The sequence below is a fragment of the Rhizobium sp. 16-488-2b genome (assembly GCF_017741815.1).
Taxonomy (GTDB): domain Bacteria; phylum Pseudomonadota; class Alphaproteobacteria; order Rhizobiales; family Rhizobiaceae; genus Rhizobium.
Map to the genome: position 1 here is coordinate 387,850 of NZ_JAGHMF010000034.1, position 19,887 is coordinate 407,736.

The following is a 19,887-nucleotide window of genomic DNA, read 5'->3' on the forward strand; positions in this document are numbered from 1 at the left end:
GCTCTCCGCATCAGTCGCGACTCAACAGGAAGAGGTTTAAACTTGACGCCCTAAAGTCGTGTAGTTGGGGCATTTGATGAAAACGATTGTGATTGTGGCTACGGCCATTTGCCTTTGCAGTGGCAATACGCTGGCTTGGGAGCGAAAAACAGTCGGCGAAGGAATCGAGAAAATGTGCGAAGCGCGATTTCTCGATGATTGGCCAAGCCAATCAGCCTGCATCAGCCTTCAATGGGAGGCGCTCAAAAGCATGAGCCCTCCGAACGTCGTGCATCCGGAATTGCAGACGCTTTATCAGCAATGCAAAGCAGAGAACTTGAAGTTCGACTTCGCGGCCATCCAGCTTTGCTATTCTGCGAAGGAAGCGGAGCTAGAAGCGAAGAAAAAGGCGACACAGGTCGATGAAGTAAAGAACAAAACGAAGGCCCAGGAGGATAACTTCAAGAGACTGCCACTCGTCGCTACCTGCAGCGACGGTTCTATCGTAGTTCGCCAGAGGGAAGACGGCGGCTGGAATATTCTCGTGAAGGTCGGTGATGCACCGCCAGTAACCGGATTCGCCGGCGATTACGTCTACTCGTGGGGCAGCAGTTCCATCGAAGTTGATAAATGCATCAAACCAAAACAGTAAAACAGGTGTCGGATTTCCTTGCAGTTGCAATCGACTGTAACACTATAGGGAGGAAACACGAGCCGCCACACCTTCCAAAGTTCTGCAACAAAGACGTCCCGATTGCATATGACCCGATCCCCGACGTCGTATCGTCTCTGTCGCGGTCATCATCGCCGTAGGCGTCAACACTGATGGTCGGCGCGAGGTGCTCGGCATGGAGATTGGCACTTCCGAGGCCGAGGCGATCTGGACCGAGTTTCTGCGAAAGCTGAACCGACGGGGCCTGCGCGGCGTCAAGCTCGTCGTTTCCGATGCGCATGAGGGCATCAAGGCCGCCGAATCGAAGGTGCTCTCCCCCACCTGGCAGAGGTGCAGAGTTCACTTCATGCGCAATGCGCTGGCCCATGCGGGAAAGAGCGGAAGGCGTGTCGTCTCCGCCTTCATCGCCACGGCCTTCGCCCAGGACACCCCGGAGGCGGCAAGCACCCAATGGCGCAATGTCGCTGACCAGATCAGGCCGAAGGTGCCAAAACTCGCCGCTGATGGATAGTGCCGAACGGGATGTGCTCGCCTACATGACCTTTCCCAAGCAGCACTGGGCAAAGCTTCATTCGACAAATCCAATCGAACGTCTCAACGGCGAGATCAAGCGACGCACTGAGGTCGTCGGTATCTTCCCCAACGACGACGCCATCGTCAGGCTGGTCGGCGCATTGCTGCTGGAGCAGAATGACGAGTGGGCCGTTCAGCGATCCCGCTACATGACACTTGAAACAATCGCCACGATGAGCGATGATCCGCTCATCAGCCTGCCTGCCGCAAGCTAAATGATTCCCGGCTCTGTCCGGAAGGCACGGCGACCGCCGAAGCTACACCAATCCATGTGACACGATCCTCGACTTTGGTGATATCAAGTTCGAAGCTCCGGAACGGCTTACGGGGATTACGCTTCGTCCTACGCGAGACGGATCGGCTGGATCGTTGAAAGTTTGACTACTTGGCAACAAGCTACTGACCCCGTGGAGTGCGGTTAGAGGCGGCCCTCGGTGCGGTTGGTGTCCTAGACGACCGCGGTTTTTGGGAGGCGGCAAAAGGGCTCTTGTCTCGTAGCAGAAGCGTTATTCAAGGCATGGTCTGGGTGATCCAACGTCGCAGTGCTGAAGCGATTACAGGCCTCGGTACACCGCGGTGGGAACGCGAGCACCTGAACTCTCTACACGAGACGGGCAGATTGGAAGATTGGAATGAACGGGGCAGTTCACGTTGCTAATCGCGTGCCGAGTAGCGTCGAAGGATCCGGAAAGCAGACGGTTCCGTCTGATCAAAGGATGTCAGAAAGAGTCTTCTTCGCGAGATGACGGACATAGGCTGATGCTGCCTCGTCCTGTACCCGCCGCCAGCCTACGAGGACCTCATCGCGAACATGACACGCCGGCTGGGAACCAAGCAAGGACTGGACCACGGCGCCGAGGTCGATCGCCTCGGGGGGCAATGCAAAGTTTCAGGCCGCCACGTCTTCCCCTTAAGCTACAGAGGAAACCGCCTTTGACAAGCCGGTTAGCGGCCTTCGCCAGATGGGCATGAGAGGCGGCACAGCTCGCGGCCGTCTCACGAATTGTCACCTTGTCCGGAGCTCGAGCGGCTGCGAGCACCAAAAGTCGAATTCCGAGGTCCAACAGCACGGACATATCAATCAGTCCAGTTCGCCTTCCGCAAGCTTTAAGAGGCGCGGAGGGTCGGTTACGGTGAGCTTCTGTCGGCCACCCTCTACTATGCCTCTGGATTCCCAGGCGCTAAGGATGCGCGAAACTGTGTGAAGGGTTGTACCGGTCATCTCCGCGATGTCTTGTCGCGATATTGGAAAGTCGATCCGGATCCCCGCGTCGACGGCCTTTCCTGCCTGCTTCGATAGGCGCAAGACGGCATGAGCGACGCGCTTCTCCACCTCTTCCGTAGACATCTCGCGGATGCGAGTATGGGCTTCTTCGAGACGCTGGCCGATCGTCTGCATTGCAGTCATAGCCAATCGGGGGTTCTGCTCGACAAACCGGGACCACATTTCCGTGGGCCAGCCGATGATCAGGCTTTCGGCCGCCGCTCGGGCGGTGCCGGGGTAGTCATTGCGGCGCAGAGCCATCGCAAAGCCGAAGAGGTCGCCAGGATGAACCATCCGCACGATAATTTGCTGTCCGTCGTGGGTCACCTGCGTGACCTTAAGCCTTCCATGAATGAGCAGAAAGAACGACTTGGCATTTCCGCCCTGTTCGAAGACTGCGTCGCCTTGAGCGACCCTGCGAGGCGTTGCGTGTTCGAGCATCGAATCCAGATCGGGATCAGTCATGCGCTCGAACAGCGGCAGCGACTTCAGGACTGCGCGATCAACCTTCATTGGTGCCTGTCTCCATGTGCGCCTGTTTCGGCCGGGCGATAAGATCGGCCGCGGCTCTTCTTGCGAAGTCCGTGACGCCTTCGATGAGCGTCGGCTGACGGACAAGCCTGAATCCCAGATTATCCGGTGGCGCTCCCACCGAGCATCCGCCTCCTTTGGGGTTGCGAACGAAACTGCTCATTGGCGCGCGGTGCTTTCCGGAAGCAATGAAGATGCCGCAGTCCAAACTTGACGGCTTTTCTTTAGCCTTACCTTGATCAAGATCAACACGAGTGTTGCAAGTCGACGTCCACTCCCAAATATTTCCGCCAAAATCCATAAGCCCGGTCTTGCTGACGCCAAACGAGCCTTGCGGCTGAGGGCGAGGGTTCACCGAAGCGGCTCGACGTGCTTCTCGCTCGTAGTCGGCGAGCCATCGCACCGCCGGGTTCTTCTCGTCGTCGGCAACTCCCAGAGCGTCGTCTGGGAAGCGGTCGTCGGCAGCATTGGCGAGCTCGAAGTCAGTGGGCAACCTCCAGGTTCGCCCCGTTCGCTTCGACAGCCAGACGGCATAGCGAACCGCGTCATCATAGCTTACTCCCGTCAGAGGCATTTCAGCCGTCGCTCCACCCTCTGGCTCGTCCGCGGGGATACATTCTCCCTCATCCACGCAGCGACGATATTCGCTGCGCGTTGTTTGGAATTTCATGATCTGCAGAGGCGTCCGGACGTCGACTTTGGTGAGAGGCGCGTCCACCGCCAAACCCTTGCGGAAGTACTCTGCCGAGTCCCGATATGCGAACGTCCTCGGTGCCACCACAACGGACTCCGGCTCTTCAAGCTTCGGAGCCGCGTCCTCGAAGGGGACGGATCCTGTTTCGACCGCGACCGCTGCCGACAGGGCCACGAGCAGCGCCAGTGGGATGGCGATCGAAATACCCGAAATCTTGTCAGTTCCAGTCTTGCCAATCATGGCTCAAACGCAGAGCGCGCCTCTCGTCAAAAACAGGTTAGTGCGCGGTTATTACCGCGCACTGCACCATTGATTGTTAAGCTCCCGAAGGCGCTTTGACCGACGTCATAAGGTCGTCGTTCCAGTCGCCGGTGACCTTGAAGTGGGCCGCAGCACCGAGCTCGAATGCCTCGATCAGGTTATGATTGACGTAGGCGTAGATGCCGGGTTGCGCGAAGGTGTAGACGGCAGCACCAGCCGTTCCACCCGGAATGAACCAAGTTTCCTGGTCTACATCGGGAACGTTTGCGAACTTTCCGGTCGCCCAGACGTACTCGCCATGGCCGCCGATCAGATGGGGTCGGGTATCGCGGTTAGCCTGCGAGTGGATGATCAGCACAGTTTCGCCGACCTTGGCGGTCATTGCGTTTTCCCCGGTCAGGGCGCCGACCGCACCGTTGAAGACGATGTGCGTGGGAACGAGCTTCTTCATGACCTCGACAGTGTCCGCATAGGCCTCGCCGGGGCTGTCGTACTTTTTGAAGTTACCCTTCTCGTCGCGAGGGATATAGAAGTCCTGTTCGCCGACGTAGTAGACCTTGTCGTAGACGATCGGCTTGCCGTGGCCATCGGTCAGGCCCTCACGAGGCAGTACCATGATCGCGCCGTTCATGCCCGAGGTAACGTGCCATGGCACCATTCCGGGAGGTGCGCAGTGATAAACGAAAACCCCGGCCTTTGTCGCCTTGAAGCGGAGTACAGTGCTTTCGCCTGGGTTGACGACCGTCAGCGCGCCGCCGCCAAGGCCGCCAGTCGCAGCATGGAAGTCGATGTTGTGCTGCATGGTGTTTGTTTCGGGATTGACGAGGGTTAGCTCGACGTAATCGTCTTGGTGGACGACCATCAGTGGGCCGGGGACCGATCCGTCGAAAGTCATGGCGTTGACCTCGGTTCCCTCCTTGTCCAGCACCATCTTCTGTTCCTTGATAGTGAGCGTGAACTCCGTGATCTTGGGACCGCCCTTGACCTTTTGATCATGAATGTGGACGAATGGCGGTTTCACAAGCTCGACCTTTTCGCGAGGGAGCTTCGAAATATCGACCGGCGCGCTCTTGCCGCCTTGTGGAGTGGCATGCTCATCTTCCGCGTGAGCAGTGCCGGCCACCAGAATGGGCGTAAGTGCACCTGCGACGGCCGCACCCGTCAGCATTGTACGCCGGGTCATCTGAAGAGTATTGTTCATTTCCCTATCTCCTATAGTCGAAGAGCGAGCGAACCCCGCCCGGTCGAAGAAGAGAGTAGTAAAACCGGGCGGGAACTCTTTGAGTTGGAGCAAACTTGCTGTTTGCTGCAGCGCAAAGTGACCGGAAGGCTGTTTGCGTAATGTCAACGACCTGTGCTGCAAAGAACGGCATTTGTGCATGATCAACTTCGGAGACACGATCATGCAGAACAAAAAGAATGACAGCGCCAACGCTCCCCGCGGAATGTCTCGTGAAGGCCTCGTCATCTTCTCTTACGGCTTCAGGCCGTTCTTTCTGGCAGCCGCGATTTGGGCGATCGTCAGCATCGACATATGGGCCGCCTTCCTGACTCTTGGACTTCCGGTGGCGACAGAGTATGGGACGCTCTACTGGCATGCCCATGAAATGCTGTTTGGCTTCGCGCCTGCGATCCTGGCCGGCTTTCTCCTGACCGCCATTCCCAACTGGACTGGTAGGCTGCCTATCGCTGGCAGGCCGCTCATGTGTCTTTTTGCGCTTTGGTCTGCTGGCCGAATCGCGATGCTCTCATCCGGAGTGATCGGAGTCGCACTAGCCGCGGCGATCGATGCGCTCTTTCTGCCTGCCATGCTTGTCTTGTGCGCCCGCGAAGTGGTGGCGGGTAAGAAATGGAAAGACCTAAAGGTCATCGCGGGACTGGCCGTACTTTCGGCTGCCAACCTCCTGTTTCACATTCAAGCGATCGCCGGCAATGGCCCGGACGTGTCGATCCGGCTCGGGCTGGGCGCCTACATCCTGCTAGTCACGATAGTGGGCGGTCGGATCCTTCCCAGTTTCACTCGGAACTGGATAAACCAATTCGGCCGAACAGATTTTCCTGTTCCCTACAATCGCTTTGACTCTGCGAGCATCATCGTTGGGGCTCTCTCGCTTGCTATCTGGTCGCTCGCACCAGATTCAATGTTAAGCGGCGCGCTTGGCTTGCTAGCTGCCGGCCTTAACGTGGCGCGTCTTGTCCGTTGGCGCGGTTGGGTTACGTGGCCCGAGCCAATCGTCTTCATCCTGCACGCCGCGTTTGCGTTTGTCCCACTTGGTTTTGCCGCGATCGCCCTTCAGCCGTTGGGACTGCCGGAGCTCGCAGTCATTCATGTCTTCGCGATCGGCGGCGTGTCGTTGATGATGCTGGCAGTGATGACGCGTGCAAGCCGCGGGCACACCGGACGAAAGCTGAAGTCAAGTCTGACGACAAACTTTTCCTACGTCTTGCTCGCAGCGGTCGCTCTTGTAAGGCCTATTGCCGAACTTCTTCCGAACTACGGCAGCGTTATTGTGCTGCTCGCGGCAGTCGGTTGGACCGTGGCCTTCGCGCTTTTCGTGTACGAGCATGCCGGGATGCTCTGCATCGGGCGGAAACCACTGACGATCCGCGGAAGCTAATCTGGAGCGTTCACGGTCGTAACTCTAGGCCATTCCCCCTTTTCTGACTCTCGCAAGTTCCGCATCGACTGTACATCGTCGTTAGTACCGTGTTCGCTGAGGCCATTCGCGATCCAGGCACAGGGCCACGATCAAAGACGGAACGCTCGAACCGTAGCTCGATGGCTGGAAAGTAACAGAGAAAGGATCACAGTTCTCGAGACAGTCGAAGCGCAGCGATACGAGCGCGAGACATTCTGGGAAACGGCGGGGAAACCGGATGACCAACATTCAGACTGGAGCGACCCTGGGGACCCAAGGGCTTTCCAGCCGTCCAAGATCTCAAAGCTGCGTTTGCCAAACCGAGGAAATCGTCGTGGTCATGGATGATCGTGACGGGCGCGACGCTGTAAGAGCTATTCGAGCCGGTATAGCATTAATGGGCACGAGCACGTTCATCCGTGGATGAAAGAGGAATTTGGCATCGAATTAGCGGCGAAAGCCCGGCAGGTTGTACGCACGGCAACGGCGAAACACCGCACCAAAGGTGAGAAATTTCATCGGCCTCGAAGTACAAGGATGTTTGGTGGTGGTTGCCCAATTCCGCCTCTTTTCGTCTTGGCGTCTGCATTGACACCTTGTTCGGCACAGGGTGTGGTAACGAAAAAGGGGCGCCTTTCAATACCTCCGAGCGAGATCAGCAACGGGTATCTGCGCCATATGCCGCTCGGATCGCCCATTACGCCAGCAAGGCGCGGACTGCAGACCGAAGCAAAGCTGGCAAAATTTACAGCTTAAAAGAGTTGGAGAGTCATCATACGACTCTTCCAACACAGGGGACTGTTCGAGTTCAATAGGCAGCCTCAGTCCTGACGAATTCGGCCGCGTCTTTTTGAGACTTTCACTCGCGTCATGCAGCTTGTCCGGCAACGATTTTGTCCACATCGGCGATGAGGTCGTCGATGTCCTCATAATCTCCGTCCGCGATCTGATCGCGGCCGCGAACCGCCGCCAACACATCCGCCCCTTCGTTTAGGAGATACGTCTTCAGGGCGCGAACGATGATGTAGTCTCTTGATCGATCGGTAGCTTCAGCGATAGCCTCGATCCTCGCAACGACATCCGAAGGGACAGGGAGGGTTACAGATTCCGATCCATGCGACTTAGTCATAGAACTTCTCCCATTCGGCAAACTGCAAGACAATGTAAGACAAATCGGTTGGCTGGTCACCTCATCTGAGCCCGCTGTAGATCGACGCCACAAACCTGACGCATTTTCATCCGATTCGCGTCCAACATTCAGACTGGATGGGGTGAAAGTCGTGGGATCGAGAGCCCGTCATCGGGAGGATTTCGCCCCATATCCGAATACACATTACTTCATAGAGCAGAACACCATACGTTCGGTGATCCTAGTTCCGTCTTCCGCAACGACGGCAATCCAAGAACGATTGCCGATCCGGACGGTGAGCCGTGTTCTCCCTGCATCCGCACCTTCGCCTCGTTCTATCACGCTGCGAACGAGCCCCTGCTGCATCTGACGGCGGAGGATTTCGGTCGGAACACCGAACCGACCGGCTAGAAAGTCGGCATCCAATGTGAAATCTTTGATGTCAATTTGATCGGCCATCATCTGTTCCTCACTTGATGGCGGAGCCTACAGAAAACAGCTCCGCCATTTCGGGTGACCATGCAGGCTCATAGACGAGCTCTACAGTGGCCCGCGGAACCCCTTCCAGCGACTCTACGCGCGTCTTCACCGCATCTGCGAGAAAGGCCGAGGCGGGACAGAAGCGGGTTGTCGTTGTCATCTTGACGCTGACCGCGCGATCCTTGTCGATGGTGACGTCGTAGATCAAGCCTAGATCTACGATGTTCGTTCCGATCTCGGGGTCTTCGATGTCCCGCAAGGCATCGAGTATTACGTCGGATGTTAACTCAGGTTTTGGCATTGCTTCCCTCCAGCGGTGTGCAACGGATCATGATGCGGTAGACCTTTCCCGTCTCGTCGAAGTTACCGATCCATTCATGACCGCGCTCTTTCAGTTCGTTGAAGAGAAAGACGGGTTCTCTGTTGAGCAACGCAAACATCACTTCGCCGCTGTCCATCATTTCGAGTCTCGCTAGTATACGCTCCATCGGTTCGGGCGGCGGAAGGTCAGTCAGATCCAGATTCCAAACAGGATCAGGCCACAGCGCGTCGGGTTCCGACGCCTCTTCGGCTGCGCCCTTTGGGACGAAGTCTATTTCCCAATCGTCGTCAGCAATACGTCGGGCTGTATGATCGAAGCCGCGGTCCGTGAGCTGGCGTATTAGCGGCCGGGGCTCGAAGATCGCATGGAGACGAACGCCTTCGCCAGGCTGCAGGCTAGCAAAAGTATCCATGATCAGTTGGAAGGGCATGCCTCCGTCGCGGAGTATCTGTCGTACATCGAGTTCACGAAGCTGAACCATTGGCATCACCTCTGTGGTTGCCGGCGAAGAAGAAGGCCGGGTGTTTGAATGGACTTTTCTTTGTATCCGCATCGACACACGCCAACGCACGGGAAAGTGCGAGTTCCACGGCGATGGCAGCCGTCGAAAGGGTTTGCGCCAAGGCGGCGACGCGGAAGGCACCGTCTTGAGAGAAGAGTATCGCGGCAGCCGCCACGACCACGGCGCTATAAAATATTGTAAACCAGACCGAAGCGCGACCGCCGTGGACCAGATCTGCCAGCTTCGGTGTCGGGCGACGTCCAAGAAGCGGCCCGAACGCCTCGATCCATGTCAGGAAAGGGACGATCTTCAAGAGCTGGGCCATGCCAAGCCCGGTCAGCCATCCAAAGACGAAGAGGTAGGTCAGTGAGACGAATACCCTGTCCTCAGCGCTTGCCAGCATGGCTATGGGAAAAATGGCAGCGCTGACGCCGAACATGGCGAAGGCAGGGAGCGACCAGTAAGTGTTCACTTCGAGCACCTTCCTCCGCCGGGTCCTGTAGGCATGCACCAGCTCGACGACGTACGCGCCGCCTGCCAGCAGAAAGAATGCCGCGGCGAGGAGTCCGAGGATGCGAGCGAAGGTTTCGTCGACAGTCACCGCGCACGCCGATAGGGCAAGAAGACCGACGACGGCAATGCAACTACGAAGGAGTGTTCTCGAATGTTTCATGTCATCCGAAAGCAAGAACATTGGAAGCAGCTTGTAGCTGACTCCAACAGCGGCGAAGGTCATCCAACCAACCAAGCCAAAACCGGCATGTAGTGGGAGTGCCGCGACGACGAATTTCACAACGGTAGGCACGCTTACAACACCCGGAAGGACGATTGCAAACAGCGCGCCCAAACCTACTGTGGCGACGAGACTTGCGATACCGAGCAGGACGTATGGCGACGCCTCATGGGCAGAGCGCCCGCGCCAGAGCAAAGAAAAAAGCACTGCCGCGATCGACAGGATCGAGGTTACAAGTACCGCGGCCGCACCCGTCATCGTCGGCCCCGCATACGACGAGCCGGCATCGATCAGGCCGAAGCCAGAAAGTAGCAGAACCAAACCTAACACGATGCCGAAAAGCACCATCAGGCCAAGGTTGCCTTTAGGAAGCTCAAGGCCCGTCAAGACAGGTCCGAATTGCAAGAGTGCGCCAATCATCAGCAACAAGAGCCAGCCGATGGTGGTTGAATGCACGATGATGAGAGCACAGGGTTCTGTAACGCCGAAAGACGGCGCCCAGCCCCCTGCCGCAAGCAGACCTTCTGCAAGCAGCAGAAAGAAGAGCGCCGCTGCGAAGTAGGACATCGTCCACCGCGACAGGCTCGTCCCCATGGGCATCATCGTGCTTCTCCTATCCTAGTGACTGCCGCAGCAGCAGTCGCACCCGGAGTCCAGGCGAACAATTTCGACGCGCCAAACGTCCGGCCCCTGTTCGAGATACTCCCAGGAAAACTTACCGGGCAACGCGGTCTCGAGTTGGTACTGAAGCGGACGTGGTTCGTGGTCGCTCGTAATGTGCAGCATTTCTCCCGGCGTCAGGGTGTGGAGCGTACCAAAAATCCGTGGGTGACGTTCGCTTGGAGGTAGGATGCGAACGTCGATATGGGGGATTCCGGTCGATTGGCTCAAGTTCTCGGACATGAAACTGAAATTCCTTTTGATCGCCGCTTGAAGTTCGGTGACGGACGGCGGCACGCCATTGTGTCGGATGAAACGATAGCCGCCGACGGGCTGCTGAACTTTGACAGCGGACAAACTTCACGAAGGTTTCCGCTAATATTCGATTCCGTTCATTGACATATGACAAGGAGGATCGCCGCGCCGGAGTTCATAAGGACGCATGGTTGAAACAACGGACAAGATGATGTCGAAGTATCTGGTGGCCAAGTACGGTGAAGCGCGCCTTCCTCGTTATACGAGCTATCCGACCGCTCCTGCCTTCGGAGAAGCTGTCGGTCCCGAGCAATATGCAGCGGCGCTTAAGGACGTGGCTCGCGGCGATCCCGTGTCATTATATCTCCACGTGCCATTTTGCAGATCGATGTGCTGGTACTGTGGCTGTCACACCACGATCACCCAGAAGGACGCTCCCATCCTTGATTACCTGGATGTCATGAGCCGGGAGATCGAACTGGTCGCGGATGCCGCCCAGGGAGGCATTCCCGTTCGAAACGTGCACTTTGGCGGCGGCACGCCGACCATCATGAAACCGCACGAATTTGCAGCTCTTATGAAGAGGCTGAGGACTTCCTTCGACTTCGAAGACCAGGCCAGCATCGCCGTGGAGATCGATCCTAGGACGCTCGACAGTCAAATGATCGTGGCTCTAGGCGAAAACGGTGTGAACCGGGCCAGCCTAGGAGTCCAGAGCTTCGATCCGATCGTACAGAAGGCGATTAATCGAATTCAGACCTTCAACCAGACGAAGGCAGCGGTTGCGGGCTTGCGGGCCTATGGCGTGACCAGCATCAATTTCGACCTGATCTATGGATTGCCATTTCAAACCGTCGACTCGTGCATAGAAACGGTTCAGATGGCGGTCGAACTTCGCCCAGAGCGTTTCGCAGTATTCGGCTACGCGCATGTTCCTGCCTTTAAAAAGCATCAGCGCTTGATCGACGAAACCGCGCTTCCGGGCGCGTCTGAACGCAATGAGCAGGCGGAAGCGATAGCGCAAGAACTCATTGCCGCAGGCTACGTGCGGATCGGCTTAGATCACTTCGCATTGCCTGAGGATGAACTTGCCGTTGCCTCCACTAACGGGCGACTCCACAGAAACTTCCAAGGCTACACTACCGACGACTGCAGCACTCTGATAGGTCTAGGCGCGTCGTCGATCGGCCGTCTTTCCTCAGGCTACTACCAGAATCATGTGGCGATAGGACGATATACCGAAATGGTGGCGTCCGGCATTCTTCCGACTGCCAAAGGCTACATGCTCACGGACGAAGACAGGTTGCGGGCTCAGATCATCGAGCGCCTAATGTGTGACTTCGAAGTGGACGTTGCCAAGATCAGCGGCAAGGCTGGCTACGAGGCGGAATTCCTGCTCGACCGCAATGAGCGCCTTGAAGAGCTCATTCGAGATGGCGTCGCCGTCAGCGTCGATGGTCGGGTGTCCGTCACCAAGGACTCGCGGTTCATGGTACGCGCTGTTGCTGCAGCATTCGACGTGTATCTCGGCGCATCTGGCAGAACGCATAGCAAAGCGGCCTGAGTCCGATCGCAACCGCTGGGTCCGCACCTAGCCAACTGGAACTTACCCCACACGAATCTTGGCTGTGGGGAATGTTCTAGGTTCTACCAATTTTGCCACGCTGTGAGACAACTCCGCACCGGCGAGGGCGTCAGCGAGTAGAGGGGCTTCTCGATACGATTGAGAGATTGTAGAACTCGTAGAAAATGGCGCTTGCTAAGGGTACCTGAACTACTTCGTCACGGAGGCTGAAACCCAGCGGCAAACTCAAAAATGCGCGGAATCGCTAATCGGCTCTGCTGGCGCTTCGTCCCGAGACGGAATGAACCAAGATACCGTAGAAGACGTGCGGAGGTTCCGAGAGAACGGGAAGCTCGTGCGTCGAAAGAGATCCAATCTCCCACCAGTCGGGCTGTGTTTGTAAGAGCGACCAGGCTTTGATGCGCTCATCCCGCCAGAGATCATTGTCGGGAAACTCCTCGAATGCTCCGTCGATCAACACGCTTGTCCAGCCGGAGGTCGATCGCTGCTCGACGTGGAGGCAGACCTTATCGTGCTCTCTCATCCAATCAAGCTTCTTGCCCGGCATCGTGAAGCTATAGGCCATGTTGCCCGAGAAGGCGAAGTAGATGGCCGCAATGTAAGGCTGCCCATTCCTGCAACACGCAAGGTGTCCGAAGCGGGTATGCTCCAGAACCTCGTAGCATTCGTTCGGGCTTAGTTCGCGTAGATGCATCGACATGACGTCTCTCCTCGGATGGGATCTGCCTCTTTCAGCGCAACGAACGAACGCAATCTATGCAAAATGGCGTGTAGGGGACGGCGTGGAGTCGTTCGACCCCGATCTCGCTCCCGCATTTCACGCATTTTCCGAAGGAGCCGCCTTGAATACGAAGCAAAGCGGCGTCAATAGCAGCGATCTGTTCGGCACCTTCGAGTTGCAACCCTCGGAGAACCTCGTCATTCTCGACCTGAGTTGCTCGTTCGCCGCTGTCTCTGTCGAGCGCGATAGACAAATCGGCTTCGATCGATGAGGCTCGTCTTTGCAGATCGTTCTTAAGGTTCGTCAAACGTTCGGTTGCCTGCTGAGTATTCATTGAACTTGTTTTCTCAAAAAACCAAACCCCGTCTGACGCCGCCCGCCATGTGGTAGGCCATCGAGATGTCATTGATGACCCTTCGCACGCCGTTCACGCTTTCTGCAGACACCTTCGCTGCTTCCCGTCTGGACGGGCTCCCCAACTTGCCGCGCAAGGTCACGACGCCTTTCGAGACGGTGGCCTTCACGTCCTGATGGGTTAGTCCGAGTTCAAGCTGCAGACGGCTCCTGACGGCTGTGGATAGGGCGTCGTCGCCAATTGGGATAATGTCGGTTGCGTACATCGTAAGAGCCTCCGTTGTGCCGATTGGCATCAAACATGAGGAGTGGACGCACAGCGTTGATGCAAATCAAACAGAAGAACGATTGCGACCGTCGGCCGTATCGAAAGCTTTCAAGACATGTCGGGTACTGTTCAGCAGCGTGTCATTCAGGCGGGAAATCTCAGCAAGTCCAACGTTCAACCTCTCTTGGAAGGCCTCGAGGTCCGCGACAAGATCGGAAAGGACACGCGTGCGGAGCCTGCCGGCTTCGACCTTTCCCATGACGCGGATGGCCGCCAGTCCCGTCGACAGCCGTTTCATATCGCCGGCCGCTCTTATGAAGTCGGACGTTTCTCCCTGGATGTTGGCAAGGCCTTCGAACGACCTCGTCCAAAAACTTGAGGTCTGGCTGCCGAGGCACGTCGTCTCCTCTATCCTGTCGATCCTGTCGTCGAGGACTTCTTCGAGGAAGGCCGTGGACATCTCAGCTTGGAGCCGCGCCGTTCCGATAAGGAAAGCGCCGTGCTGGATGGCTTCGGCGACCTTTCGGGGGGAGACCGAGAAGGTTTCCAGTGCAGCTTCGATTTCTGTCGCGAGCGTACCGTAGTTCTGGGAGATCTTTCCAATCGCCGCTCCTGAACTCCCGAGACGTCCTGAGTGCACGATCAGGTTCATAGGAACGAATCGATGGTTCGCATATGCTCCCATGATCTCGCGGGCAATGCCGTACAGTCTCCTGGACGTGCTGCATAGGTCTTCAAGCAGTTCGACCATGCCGCTGCGGGAACGCCCGATCTTGGCGTCGCGGGCAACCAGTTCAGCGAGAAGACTGCTCGCCATGAACGCGTCATAGTCTTCGAAGCTATGTTCCTGAAGGTGCTGCATAAGCAAGCTGGCGCTCTGCTGCGGCGAAACTCTCTCACGCTCCTCTATGCTAAGCAGCCGCTCGTACGCTGTTTTGACAATCTCAAAAGGCGGACCGGATGGTTTCAGCCGAACGGACAGGTAGCCGTCCTCGATCGATGTCACGATCGCGTAGACCCAGTAGTGGTCTCCATCCTTGGCTCGGTTCTTGACGTAGGCGCCGGTGGGGAGCCCCTGCCGAATCCTATCCCACATCAGCCAGAAAACTCCGCGTGGCATGTCCGGGTGTCGGATCACGTTGTGCGGCTTCCCAAGTAGTTCATTCCAGTCAAATTTGCTTATTCGTCGAAAGACGCTGTTCCCCGAACAAATCTTGCCACGCTTGTCGGTTCGCGAAAAAAAAGTTCATCGAACTCGAAGGGAGCCTCGGCTTCATTGCGCTGGCTTTTCATGCTGCGCGTCTTCCGTATAGCAGAGGGAAGCTTCTCGCCCCCCCTTTTCTGGGGGTAAAGCATGAAGATTGCATTAACTGAAAATGACGGCGCTAGGATTCCGATATACCCCTGACGCGGTCGATGAGCCGCTGAACGTTTTCGGGAGCTACCTGAGGAATGATCCCGTGTCCCAGGTTGAAGATCAGCGGGCCGTCGCCAAGGCGCTGCAAAATTGCATCTACGCCTTCATCAAGAGAGCTTCCGCCGGCCGCAAGTCGCATGGGATCGAGATTGCCCTGAACGGGGCCGTCCATCTGCAGCTCAGAGGCGAAGTCGAGTGGGACGGTCCAGTCAAGACCGATGGCATCCGCTCCCGTTCTGCGCCGATATTCTTTCAGCATCAATCCCGCGCCCTTTGGGAAGGCTATGATCTTCGCCGAAGGGCGTCTGGCCCTGATGCCTTTGATCATCCGTGCGACCGGCCGGACGGCGTACGCCTCGAACTCTGGTTCGCCTAAAACGCCCGCCCAGGAGTCGAATATCTGCACCGCGTCGGCACCTGCGTCGATTTGAGCTACCAGATACTCCGCCGAAACGTCGGCCAACAGCGTGAGCAGCCGTTCGAAGGCCTCTGGATGCCGATAGGCAAAGAGACGGGCAGGGGCCTGATCGGGAGTGGCCCTCCCGGCCACCATGTACGTTGCCACCGTCCACGGAGCTCCACAGAAACCAAGTAGGGCCGTGGGTGCGGGAAGCCTGATCCGGAGTGATTCCACCGTCTGAATAACCGGACTGAGGTGAGCAAAGATGCTCTCGGCGCTCAGGGTCGCGATCCCGTATTCGTCGATCGGATCCATTACTGGGCCATGCCCCTCATTGAAACGGACATTGCGCTTCAATGCATCCGGAATCACGAGAATGTCTGAAAACAGGATGGCGGCATCGAGCCCGAACCGACGTATCGGCTGCAAGGTGACCTCCGTCGCGAGTTCCGGGTTGTAGCATAGCTGCAGGAAGCTTCCCGCCTGCGCCCGCGTTTCCAGGTACTCGGGAAGATAGCGACCAGCCTGCCTCATGAGCCAGATCGGGGGAGGCGAAAGGGTTTCCCCGTCAAGGACGCGAACAAGATTTCTGCGCATGCTCGTCACCTTTATGCGGCTTCCACCGCAGCCGCCGAAATATCAACGACAGCTATCTGTCGCTGGTTCATCGCCTTCTTGATCAACAGAATAAACTGGCGTTCCGCCTGGATGTGCTTCCGCATCGCGCAGAAAAACGACCGCAATAGATATCCGATTGCGTCCCAAGATAGGCGGCAGCGGCCATCCTTGAGCGAAGTGAGAACGTCGACCACCTCGCGTGCGCTCTCAAGATCGCTGATGCGCTCTCGCCGTCGGTGCTCTTCTGCGTCGGATCGCTCGGCTGCTGCCAGAATGTAATGCAACCCCTCAGACAGTGCCTGCTCCTCCAGGCGATGTGTCGCCTGCAACAGCGGTGTGAGACCGTTCGTTAATGTGTCGCAAAGCCTCTCATCGAGATGACACGGGAGGAAGTCCGCGATCGCCTCGAGAAGATCGCACCACGACATGAGCTGGCCGTAGCATGCTTCGAGATCCGCGAAGCGGCGTATCTGGAGATTTTCCATGTCCTACCTCTGAAGAAAGAGACTTGCAGCGATAGCCACTGCGGCAACAACCGCGGAGACGACGCCGGTCCGTTGCAACACGCCCATGCGATAGAGTGTGATTGCAAAAATCACTATTACAGGGGTAGCGATCGATAGCCCGATCTGAGCATCTGTCATGACAGTCTCCTTTTATGGAGACCATAGAGCGCTCAGGGACAAGTTTCTTTGAGATCGGTCAAAGAGTGGACAGAATAGCCGCAACGCGGGAGATGGCGGGGCCGGCTACTCTGAACACTGGCCGACCCGCAACTGTCCAAGCGTCTCAACTTTTCGGACATGAATACCTACTCAGTTTGAAGTTAAGGGATGATTACCATCTCACCACGCTCGCGTTTGCCTTTCGACAAAGAAGCGCGAGAACGCATCTTCTATTCCCTTGGTCATGACATTGATTGCCGATACATCTGAAGACACTGATATCGAAGAAGCCAACGACGACCTGCTCGTCTGGATCCTCGCGTGGAGCGAGCTTGCCGCTTTTGGCGCCCTTCTCGTCGCCTTCGTCGTCGTTTCCTGGCTTCATCCGGAAGAAGTTGCAGCAGGGCGAGCTCGCATGACGCTTGTCGTTCCTGCCTTCAACACTGCGATCCTTCTGCTAAGCGGATGGGCCGCAGCGGTCGCCGCAACGCCAGTACCACTGCTCAAGCGGAGGATCGCGCTGTGCGCGGCTTCTGCAGGAGGACTGCTTTTCGTTGCCCTGAAGCTATACGAGTACAGCCTGGAAGGTGCGTCTCTGCTTTCGGACGACGCGTTCTCGACCCTCTATATTTTAATGACGGGTTTTCATCTCGTCCACGTCCTCTTCGGTTCGCTGGTGCTGGCGTTGCTTGCCCGCTTTCCTTCCCCCCAGAACGTCCATCTCATGACGACGCTGTGGCATGTGATCGACATCGTCTGGCTTGTCATGTTTCCGATCGTATACCTGATATGAAAAGCGGTATCCTTCCCAAAAGAGCGACGACGCGGGCGCTCGCGATCCTTCTTGCCCTAAGTGCGTCAACGGTCGGCCTGACACTGACATTTGGACGCGGCGGCCTCGCTCTAGCCTGCGTGATCGCGGCTATCGCCGCCTGCAAGGTAAGGATAGTGGCGCTCGATTTCCTCGGTTTGCGTAACAGCCAGGCTACGATGTTTATCGCGATAAGCGGGTGGGCAGCGATCCTGCTGCTAGTTGCGCTAGCCCAGAGACTGCTTTCGTCATAAAGGGCAGATCGAACTCAAGAAAAAGCATCGCATTGCGATTGACAAAGGAAGTCAAAGCGCCATTTCTATGAGCGATCACAACCGGTAACGACGGCGTGTTCGAGGAGGAATTGGCGCATGCGGGCAGTCGTGTTGTCGCTCTATCTTTTGTTTTGGGGTCTAGCGACAGCGGTGGCGCAGCAGGCGCAGAGCTATCCTCCCGACATGGCGGAACGAGTGCAGGCATGCACTCCTTGTCACGGACTCCAGGGCCGCGGAACCAATGACCCGTATTTTCCCCGTCTAGGGGGCAAGCCGGCCGGCTATTTGTACAACCAGCTTGAGGCCTTCAAGAACGGGCGGCGTAAATATCCGCCCATGAACTACTTGCTCGCCTATCTGACGGACGACTACCTAAGGCAATTTGCCGAGTATTTCAGCGACCAGCGCCCCGAGCTGCCAAAGCAGAACCCACCTGACGTCAGCAAGGAAGTCCTTGACCACGGCCACGCGCTAGTGACTCAGGGCGATCTGGATCGGTCCATTCCCGCGTGCGTCGGCTGTCACGGCGGGTCTCTCACTGGGCAGGCGCCTGGAATTCCGGGACTTCTCGGTCTCCGATCGAGCTACATCAGTGCTCAGTTAGGGGGTTGGCGCTACGGCACCAGAACCGCCAAGGCTCCTGACTGCATGCAGATCGTTGCTGGCCATCTCACTGAAAACGACGTTCGTGCTGTGGCCGCATACCTGGCCACCCTCGCACAGCCACCCGGCTCGGCTCCGTCCCCCGCTGGATCGTTCGCTCTTCCCTTCGCATGCGGAAGTCAGCCTGATGGAGGGAAGCAGCAATGAAGCTGAGGTTGAACGGAAACTCGACCCTGCTAGGGGCGTCGGCTGCCCTTATGCTGGCCCTGCTTCCTGCAGCCGCACAAGATCCGGCCAGCGATCAACGTTCCGATGTGGTTAAGAAGGGAGAGTATCTCGCACGCGCTGGCGACTGCGTAGCCTGTCATACCGCGCCTGAGGGAAAGGTGTTCGCTGGTGGACGGGCAATGCCCACGCCGTTTGGGACGCTATTCGCCTCAAATATTACGCCCGATGCGGAGACGGGAATCGGGAAATGGTCTGCGGGTGAATTCTACGGAGCCATGCACAGCGGGCGCTTCCCGGACGGAGGTCTGATCTATCCGGCCATGCCGTTTCCATCCTATACGAAGGTCACTCGCGAAGACAGCGACGCGATATTCGAATACCTCAAGTCTCTGCCACCAATCCGTCAGCCGAACAGACCTCACGATCTGAGCTTCCCCTACAACAATCGGTCACTCATCCTGGGCTGGCGGACGCTCTTCTTCAATGAAGGCGAGTTCAAACCGAACCCGCAGCAGTCGGACGAATGGAACCGCGGCGCGTATCTTGTCGAGGGGCTCGGCCACTGCGGTATGTGCCACAGTCCGATCAACGCGCTCGGCGGAACATCGGAATCAAAGGCATTCCAAGGTGGCCTGATACCGATGCAGGACTGGTACGCGCCGTCGCTGACGTCGAACAAGGAAGCCGGTCTCGGCGATTGGTCGATCGAAGAGATTTCGGACCTACTTCAGAAGGGAGTGTCGGCACGAGGCGCCGTCTACGGACCGATGGCTGAAGTTGTTTACAACAGCCTCCAGTACATGACGGACGAGGACACTCGTGCCATGGCGGTCTATCTGAAGAGCATCGCTCAGGATCAGCCGGAAGCTCCAAGTTCGTCGGTTAATACTTCCGAGGCCAGTCTCTTGATCAGCCTCGGGAAGACCGTCTACGACCGCGACTGCGCAAGCTGTCATGGGGGAAAAGGCGAAGGCAAACCGCCACACTACCCGCCGCTGGCCCGCAACCAGTCGATTCAGATGGAATCGGCGGTCAATGGGATTCGAATGGTCCTGAATGGCGGTTATCCGCCGGCGACTTTGAAGAACCCAATGCCGCACGGAATGCCGCCATTTGCAGTGACGCTCTCGGACGACGAGGTCGCTGCCGTCGTGTCCTATATCCGTACGGCGTGGGGCAACAGGGGCACGCCGGTGAACGCCGCCGATGCCAACAGACTTAGATCGGCACCACTGGAATGAGGGTAA

23 protein-coding genes and 1 pseudogene are annotated in these 19,887 nt (G+C 57.3%); 7 read left to right on the forward strand and 17 right to left on the reverse strand.

Features of this window, described 5'->3' with window-relative positions; all coding sequences use genetic code 11:
* Positions 1-76: 76 nt before the first annotated feature.
* Together J5286_RS25265 and J5286_RS25270 are read left to right on the forward strand one after the other, a co-directional pair.
* The gene (locus J5286_RS25265; RefSeq protein WP_209192631.1) at positions 77-631 is read left to right on the forward strand and encodes a hypothetical protein; all 555 of its coding nucleotides are present in this window, start codon (positions 77-79) and stop codon (positions 629-631) included.
* 127 nt (positions 632-758) lie between these two features.
* Positions 759-1,440: pseudogene (locus tag J5286_RS25270) on the forward strand (IS256 family transposase); the annotation flags it as partial.
* Positions 1,441-2,025: 585 nt separating this feature from the next.
* Here J5286_RS25270 and J5286_RS31795 read toward each other — a convergent pair.
* From J5286_RS31795 to nirK, 4 genes are all read right to left on the reverse strand, one after another.
* Positions 2,026-2,301: an Rrf2 family transcriptional regulator gene (locus J5286_RS31795; protein ID WP_209192633.1), complete on the reverse strand. Its 276-nt coding sequence runs from the start codon at positions 2,299-2,301 to the stop codon at positions 2,026-2,028.
* A 5-nt stretch (positions 2,302-2,306) separates the two neighbouring features.
* The gene (locus J5286_RS25280) at positions 2,307-3,002 is read right to left on the reverse strand and encodes a Crp/Fnr family transcriptional regulator (protein WP_209192637.1); all 696 of its coding nucleotides are present in this window, start codon (positions 3,000-3,002) and stop codon (positions 2,307-2,309) included.
* Positions 2,992-3,954: an SUMF1/EgtB/PvdO family nonheme iron enzyme gene (locus tag J5286_RS25285; RefSeq protein WP_209192640.1), complete on the reverse strand. Its 963-nt coding sequence runs from the start codon at positions 3,952-3,954 to the stop codon at positions 2,992-2,994. Before J5286_RS25285 ends, J5286_RS25280 begins: the two co-directional genes overlap by 11 nt.
* A 76-nt stretch (positions 3,955-4,030) precedes the next feature.
* Positions 4,031-5,176 (reverse strand): copper-containing nitrite reductase, encoded by a 1,146-nt coding sequence (gene nirK, locus J5286_RS25290; RefSeq protein ID WP_209192645.1) that lies wholly within the window; start codon positions 5,174-5,176, stop codon positions 4,031-4,033.
* 202 nt (positions 5,177-5,378) lie between these two features.
* On the opposite strand from nirK, the gene J5286_RS25295 reads away from it, so the two are divergent.
* Positions 5,379-6,593 carry an NnrS family protein gene (locus J5286_RS25295; protein ID WP_209192978.1) on the forward strand — a complete coding sequence of 405 codons (1,215 nt, stop codon included), beginning with the start codon at positions 5,379-5,381 and terminating at the stop codon, positions 6,591-6,593.
* Positions 6,594-7,482: 889 nt separating this feature from the next.
* On the opposite strand, the gene J5286_RS25300 is transcribed toward J5286_RS25295, so the two are convergent.
* The 6 genes from J5286_RS25300 to J5286_RS25325 all read right to left on the reverse strand — a co-directional run bounded on the left by J5286_RS25300 (position 7,483) and on the right by J5286_RS25325 (position 10,683).
* Positions 7,483-7,743 (reverse strand): ribbon-helix-helix domain-containing protein, encoded by a 261-nt coding sequence (locus J5286_RS25300; RefSeq protein WP_209192648.1) that lies wholly within the window; start codon positions 7,741-7,743, stop codon positions 7,483-7,485.
* Positions 7,744-7,947: 204 nt separating this feature from the next.
* Positions 7,948-8,202: a DUF6522 family protein gene (locus J5286_RS25305; RefSeq protein ID WP_245206533.1), complete on the reverse strand. Its 255-nt coding sequence runs from the start codon at positions 8,200-8,202 to the stop codon at positions 7,948-7,950.
* Between the two features lie 10 nt (positions 8,203-8,212).
* The gene (locus J5286_RS25310) at positions 8,213-8,524 is read right to left on the reverse strand and encodes a metal-sulfur cluster assembly factor (RefSeq protein WP_209192654.1); all 312 of its coding nucleotides are present in this window, start codon (positions 8,522-8,524) and stop codon (positions 8,213-8,215) included.
* Entirely contained in the window at positions 8,511-9,026 is a 516-nt protein-coding gene (locus J5286_RS25315; protein WP_209192657.1) for a DUF2249 domain-containing protein, read from the reverse strand. Before J5286_RS25315 ends, J5286_RS25310 begins: the two co-directional genes overlap by 14 nt.
* Complete coding sequence (locus tag J5286_RS25320) at positions 9,010-10,347, reverse strand: hypothetical protein (protein ID WP_245206534.1); 1,338 nt, start codon at positions 10,345-10,347, stop codon at positions 9,010-9,012. Before J5286_RS25320 ends, J5286_RS25315 begins: the two co-directional genes overlap by 17 nt.
* A gap of 51 nt (positions 10,348-10,398) precedes the next feature.
* Positions 10,399-10,683 (reverse strand): DUF2249 domain-containing protein, encoded by a 285-nt coding sequence (locus J5286_RS25325; protein WP_209192979.1) that lies wholly within the window; start codon positions 10,681-10,683, stop codon positions 10,399-10,401.
* A 223-nt stretch (positions 10,684-10,906) separates the two neighbouring features.
* Here J5286_RS25325 and hemN point away from each other — a divergent pair, with 223 nt between their 5' ends.
* Positions 10,907-12,259 (forward strand): oxygen-independent coproporphyrinogen III oxidase, encoded by a 1,353-nt coding sequence (gene hemN / locus J5286_RS25330; protein ID WP_209192663.1) that lies wholly within the window; start codon positions 10,907-10,909, stop codon positions 12,257-12,259.
* Positions 12,260-12,524: 265 nt separating this feature from the next.
* Here the strand turns inward: hemN and J5286_RS25335 are convergent, their stop codons facing one another.
* From J5286_RS25335 to J5286_RS25365, 7 genes are all read right to left on the reverse strand, one after another.
* Positions 12,525-12,980, reverse strand: coding sequence for a pyridoxamine 5'-phosphate oxidase family protein (locus J5286_RS25335; RefSeq protein ID WP_209192666.1), 456 nt, complete (start codon positions 12,978-12,980; stop codon positions 12,525-12,527).
* 31 nt (positions 12,981-13,011) lie between these two features.
* Positions 13,012-13,407 carry a TraR/DksA family transcriptional regulator gene (locus J5286_RS25340; protein ID WP_449090782.1) on the reverse strand — a complete coding sequence of 132 codons (396 nt, stop codon included), beginning with the start codon at positions 13,405-13,407 and terminating at the stop codon, positions 13,012-13,014.
* Positions 13,349-13,621 (reverse strand): BON domain-containing protein, encoded by a 273-nt coding sequence (locus J5286_RS25345; protein ID WP_209192670.1) that lies wholly within the window; start codon positions 13,619-13,621, stop codon positions 13,349-13,351. Before J5286_RS25345 ends, J5286_RS25340 begins: the two co-directional genes overlap by 59 nt.
* A gap of 66 nt (positions 13,622-13,687) precedes the next feature.
* Positions 13,688-14,836 (reverse strand): PAS domain-containing protein, encoded by a 1,149-nt coding sequence (locus J5286_RS25350; RefSeq protein ID WP_348529292.1) that lies wholly within the window; start codon positions 14,834-14,836, stop codon positions 13,688-13,690.
* A gap of 172 nt (positions 14,837-15,008) precedes the next feature.
* Positions 15,009-16,037, reverse strand: coding sequence for a uroporphyrinogen decarboxylase (hemE, locus tag J5286_RS25355; protein ID WP_245206535.1), 1,029 nt, complete (start codon positions 16,035-16,037; stop codon positions 15,009-15,011).
* Between the two features lie 11 nt (positions 16,038-16,048).
* A complete protein-coding gene (locus J5286_RS25360; protein WP_209192676.1) occupies positions 16,049-16,543 on the reverse strand; it encodes a hypothetical protein in 495 nt (164 codons plus the stop codon).
* A gap of 3 nt (positions 16,544-16,546) precedes the next feature.
* Positions 16,547-16,702, reverse strand: coding sequence for a hypothetical protein (locus tag J5286_RS25365; protein WP_209192678.1), 156 nt, complete (start codon positions 16,700-16,702; stop codon positions 16,547-16,549).
* Positions 16,703-16,967: 265 nt separating this feature from the next.
* Between J5286_RS25365 and J5286_RS25370 the strand changes: the two genes are divergently transcribed.
* The 3 genes from J5286_RS25370 to J5286_RS25380 all read left to right on the forward strand — a co-directional run bounded on the left by J5286_RS25370 (position 16,968) and on the right by J5286_RS25380 (position 19,881).
* The gene (locus J5286_RS25370; RefSeq protein ID WP_209192681.1) at positions 16,968-17,516 is read left to right on the forward strand and encodes a cytochrome c oxidase subunit 3; all 549 of its coding nucleotides are present in this window, start codon (positions 16,968-16,970) and stop codon (positions 17,514-17,516) included.
* A 389-nt stretch (positions 17,517-17,905) separates the two neighbouring features.
* Entirely contained in the window at positions 17,906-18,619 is a 714-nt protein-coding gene (locus J5286_RS25375; protein ID WP_209192685.1) for a c-type cytochrome, read from the forward strand.
* A 50-nt stretch (positions 18,620-18,669) separates the two neighbouring features.
* On the forward strand, positions 18,670-19,881 hold the full coding sequence (locus J5286_RS25380) for a c-type cytochrome (protein WP_245206564.1): 1,212 nt from the start codon (positions 18,670-18,672) through the stop codon (positions 19,879-19,881).
* The last annotated feature ends 6 nt before the right edge of the window (positions 19,882-19,887 follow it).

Excerpts from the sequence above, each read along its gene's own strand:
- J5286_RS25265 (WP_209192631.1), top strand. The coding sequence starts at position 77 with ATGAAAACGATTGTGATTGTGGCTACGGCCATTTGCCTTTGCAGTGGC.
- J5286_RS31795 (WP_209192633.1), bottom strand. The coding sequence starts at position 2,301 with ATGTCCGTGCTGTTGGACCTCGGAATTCGACTTTTGGTGCTCGCAGCC.
- J5286_RS25280 (WP_209192637.1), bottom strand. The coding sequence starts at position 3,002 with ATGAAGGTTGATCGCGCAGTCCTGAAGTCGCTGCCGCTGTTCGAGCGC.
- J5286_RS25285 (WP_209192640.1), bottom strand. The coding sequence starts at position 3,954 with ATGATTGGCAAGACTGGAACTGACAAGATTTCGGGTATTTCGATCGCC.
- nirK (WP_209192645.1), bottom strand. The coding sequence starts at position 5,176 with ATGAACAATACTCTTCAGATGACCCGGCGTACAATGCTGACGGGTGCG.
- J5286_RS25295 (WP_209192978.1), top strand. The coding sequence starts at position 5,379 with ATGCAGAACAAAAAGAATGACAGCGCCAACGCTCCCCGCGGAATGTCT.
- J5286_RS25300 (WP_209192648.1), bottom strand. The coding sequence starts at position 7,743 with ATGACTAAGTCGCATGGATCGGAATCTGTAACCCTCCCTGTCCCTTCG.
- J5286_RS25305 (WP_245206533.1), bottom strand. The coding sequence starts at position 8,202 with ATGGCCGATCAAATTGACATCAAAGATTTCACATTGGATGCCGACTTT.
- J5286_RS25310 (WP_209192654.1), bottom strand. The coding sequence starts at position 8,524 with ATGCCAAAACCTGAGTTAACATCCGACGTAATACTCGATGCCTTGCGG.
- J5286_RS25315 (WP_209192657.1), bottom strand. The coding sequence starts at position 9,026 with ATGGTTCAGCTTCGTGAACTCGATGTACGACAGATACTCCGCGACGGA.
- J5286_RS25320 (WP_245206534.1), bottom strand. The coding sequence starts at position 10,347 with ATGTCCTACTTCGCAGCGGCGCTCTTCTTTCTGCTGCTTGCAGAAGGT.
- J5286_RS25325 (WP_209192979.1), bottom strand. The coding sequence starts at position 10,683 with ATGTCCGAGAACTTGAGCCAATCGACCGGAATCCCCCATATCGACGTT.
- hemN (WP_209192663.1), top strand. The coding sequence starts at position 10,907 with ATGTCGAAGTATCTGGTGGCCAAGTACGGTGAAGCGCGCCTTCCTCGT.
- J5286_RS25335 (WP_209192666.1), bottom strand. The coding sequence starts at position 12,980 with ATGTCGATGCATCTACGCGAACTAAGCCCGAACGAATGCTACGAGGTT.
- J5286_RS25340 (WP_449090782.1), bottom strand. The coding sequence starts at position 13,407 with ATGACATCTCGATGGCCTACCACATGGCGGGCGGCGTCAGACGGGGTT.
- J5286_RS25345 (WP_209192670.1), bottom strand. The coding sequence starts at position 13,621 with ATGTACGCAACCGACATTATCCCAATTGGCGACGACGCCCTATCCACA.
- hemE (WP_245206535.1), bottom strand. The coding sequence starts at position 16,037 with ATGCGCAGAAATCTTGTTCGCGTCCTTGACGGGGAAACCCTTTCGCCT.
- J5286_RS25360 (WP_209192676.1), bottom strand. The coding sequence starts at position 16,543 with ATGGAAAATCTCCAGATACGCCGCTTCGCGGATCTCGAAGCATGCTAC.
- J5286_RS25365 (WP_209192678.1), bottom strand. The coding sequence starts at position 16,702 with ATGACAGATGCTCAGATCGGGCTATCGATCGCTACCCCTGTAATAGTG.
- J5286_RS25370 (WP_209192681.1), top strand. The coding sequence starts at position 16,968 with ATGACATTGATTGCCGATACATCTGAAGACACTGATATCGAAGAAGCC.
- J5286_RS25375 (WP_209192685.1), top strand. The coding sequence starts at position 17,906 with ATGCGGGCAGTCGTGTTGTCGCTCTATCTTTTGTTTTGGGGTCTAGCG.
- J5286_RS25380 (WP_245206564.1), top strand. The coding sequence starts at position 18,670 with ATGCTGGCCCTGCTTCCTGCAGCCGCACAAGATCCGGCCAGCGATCAA.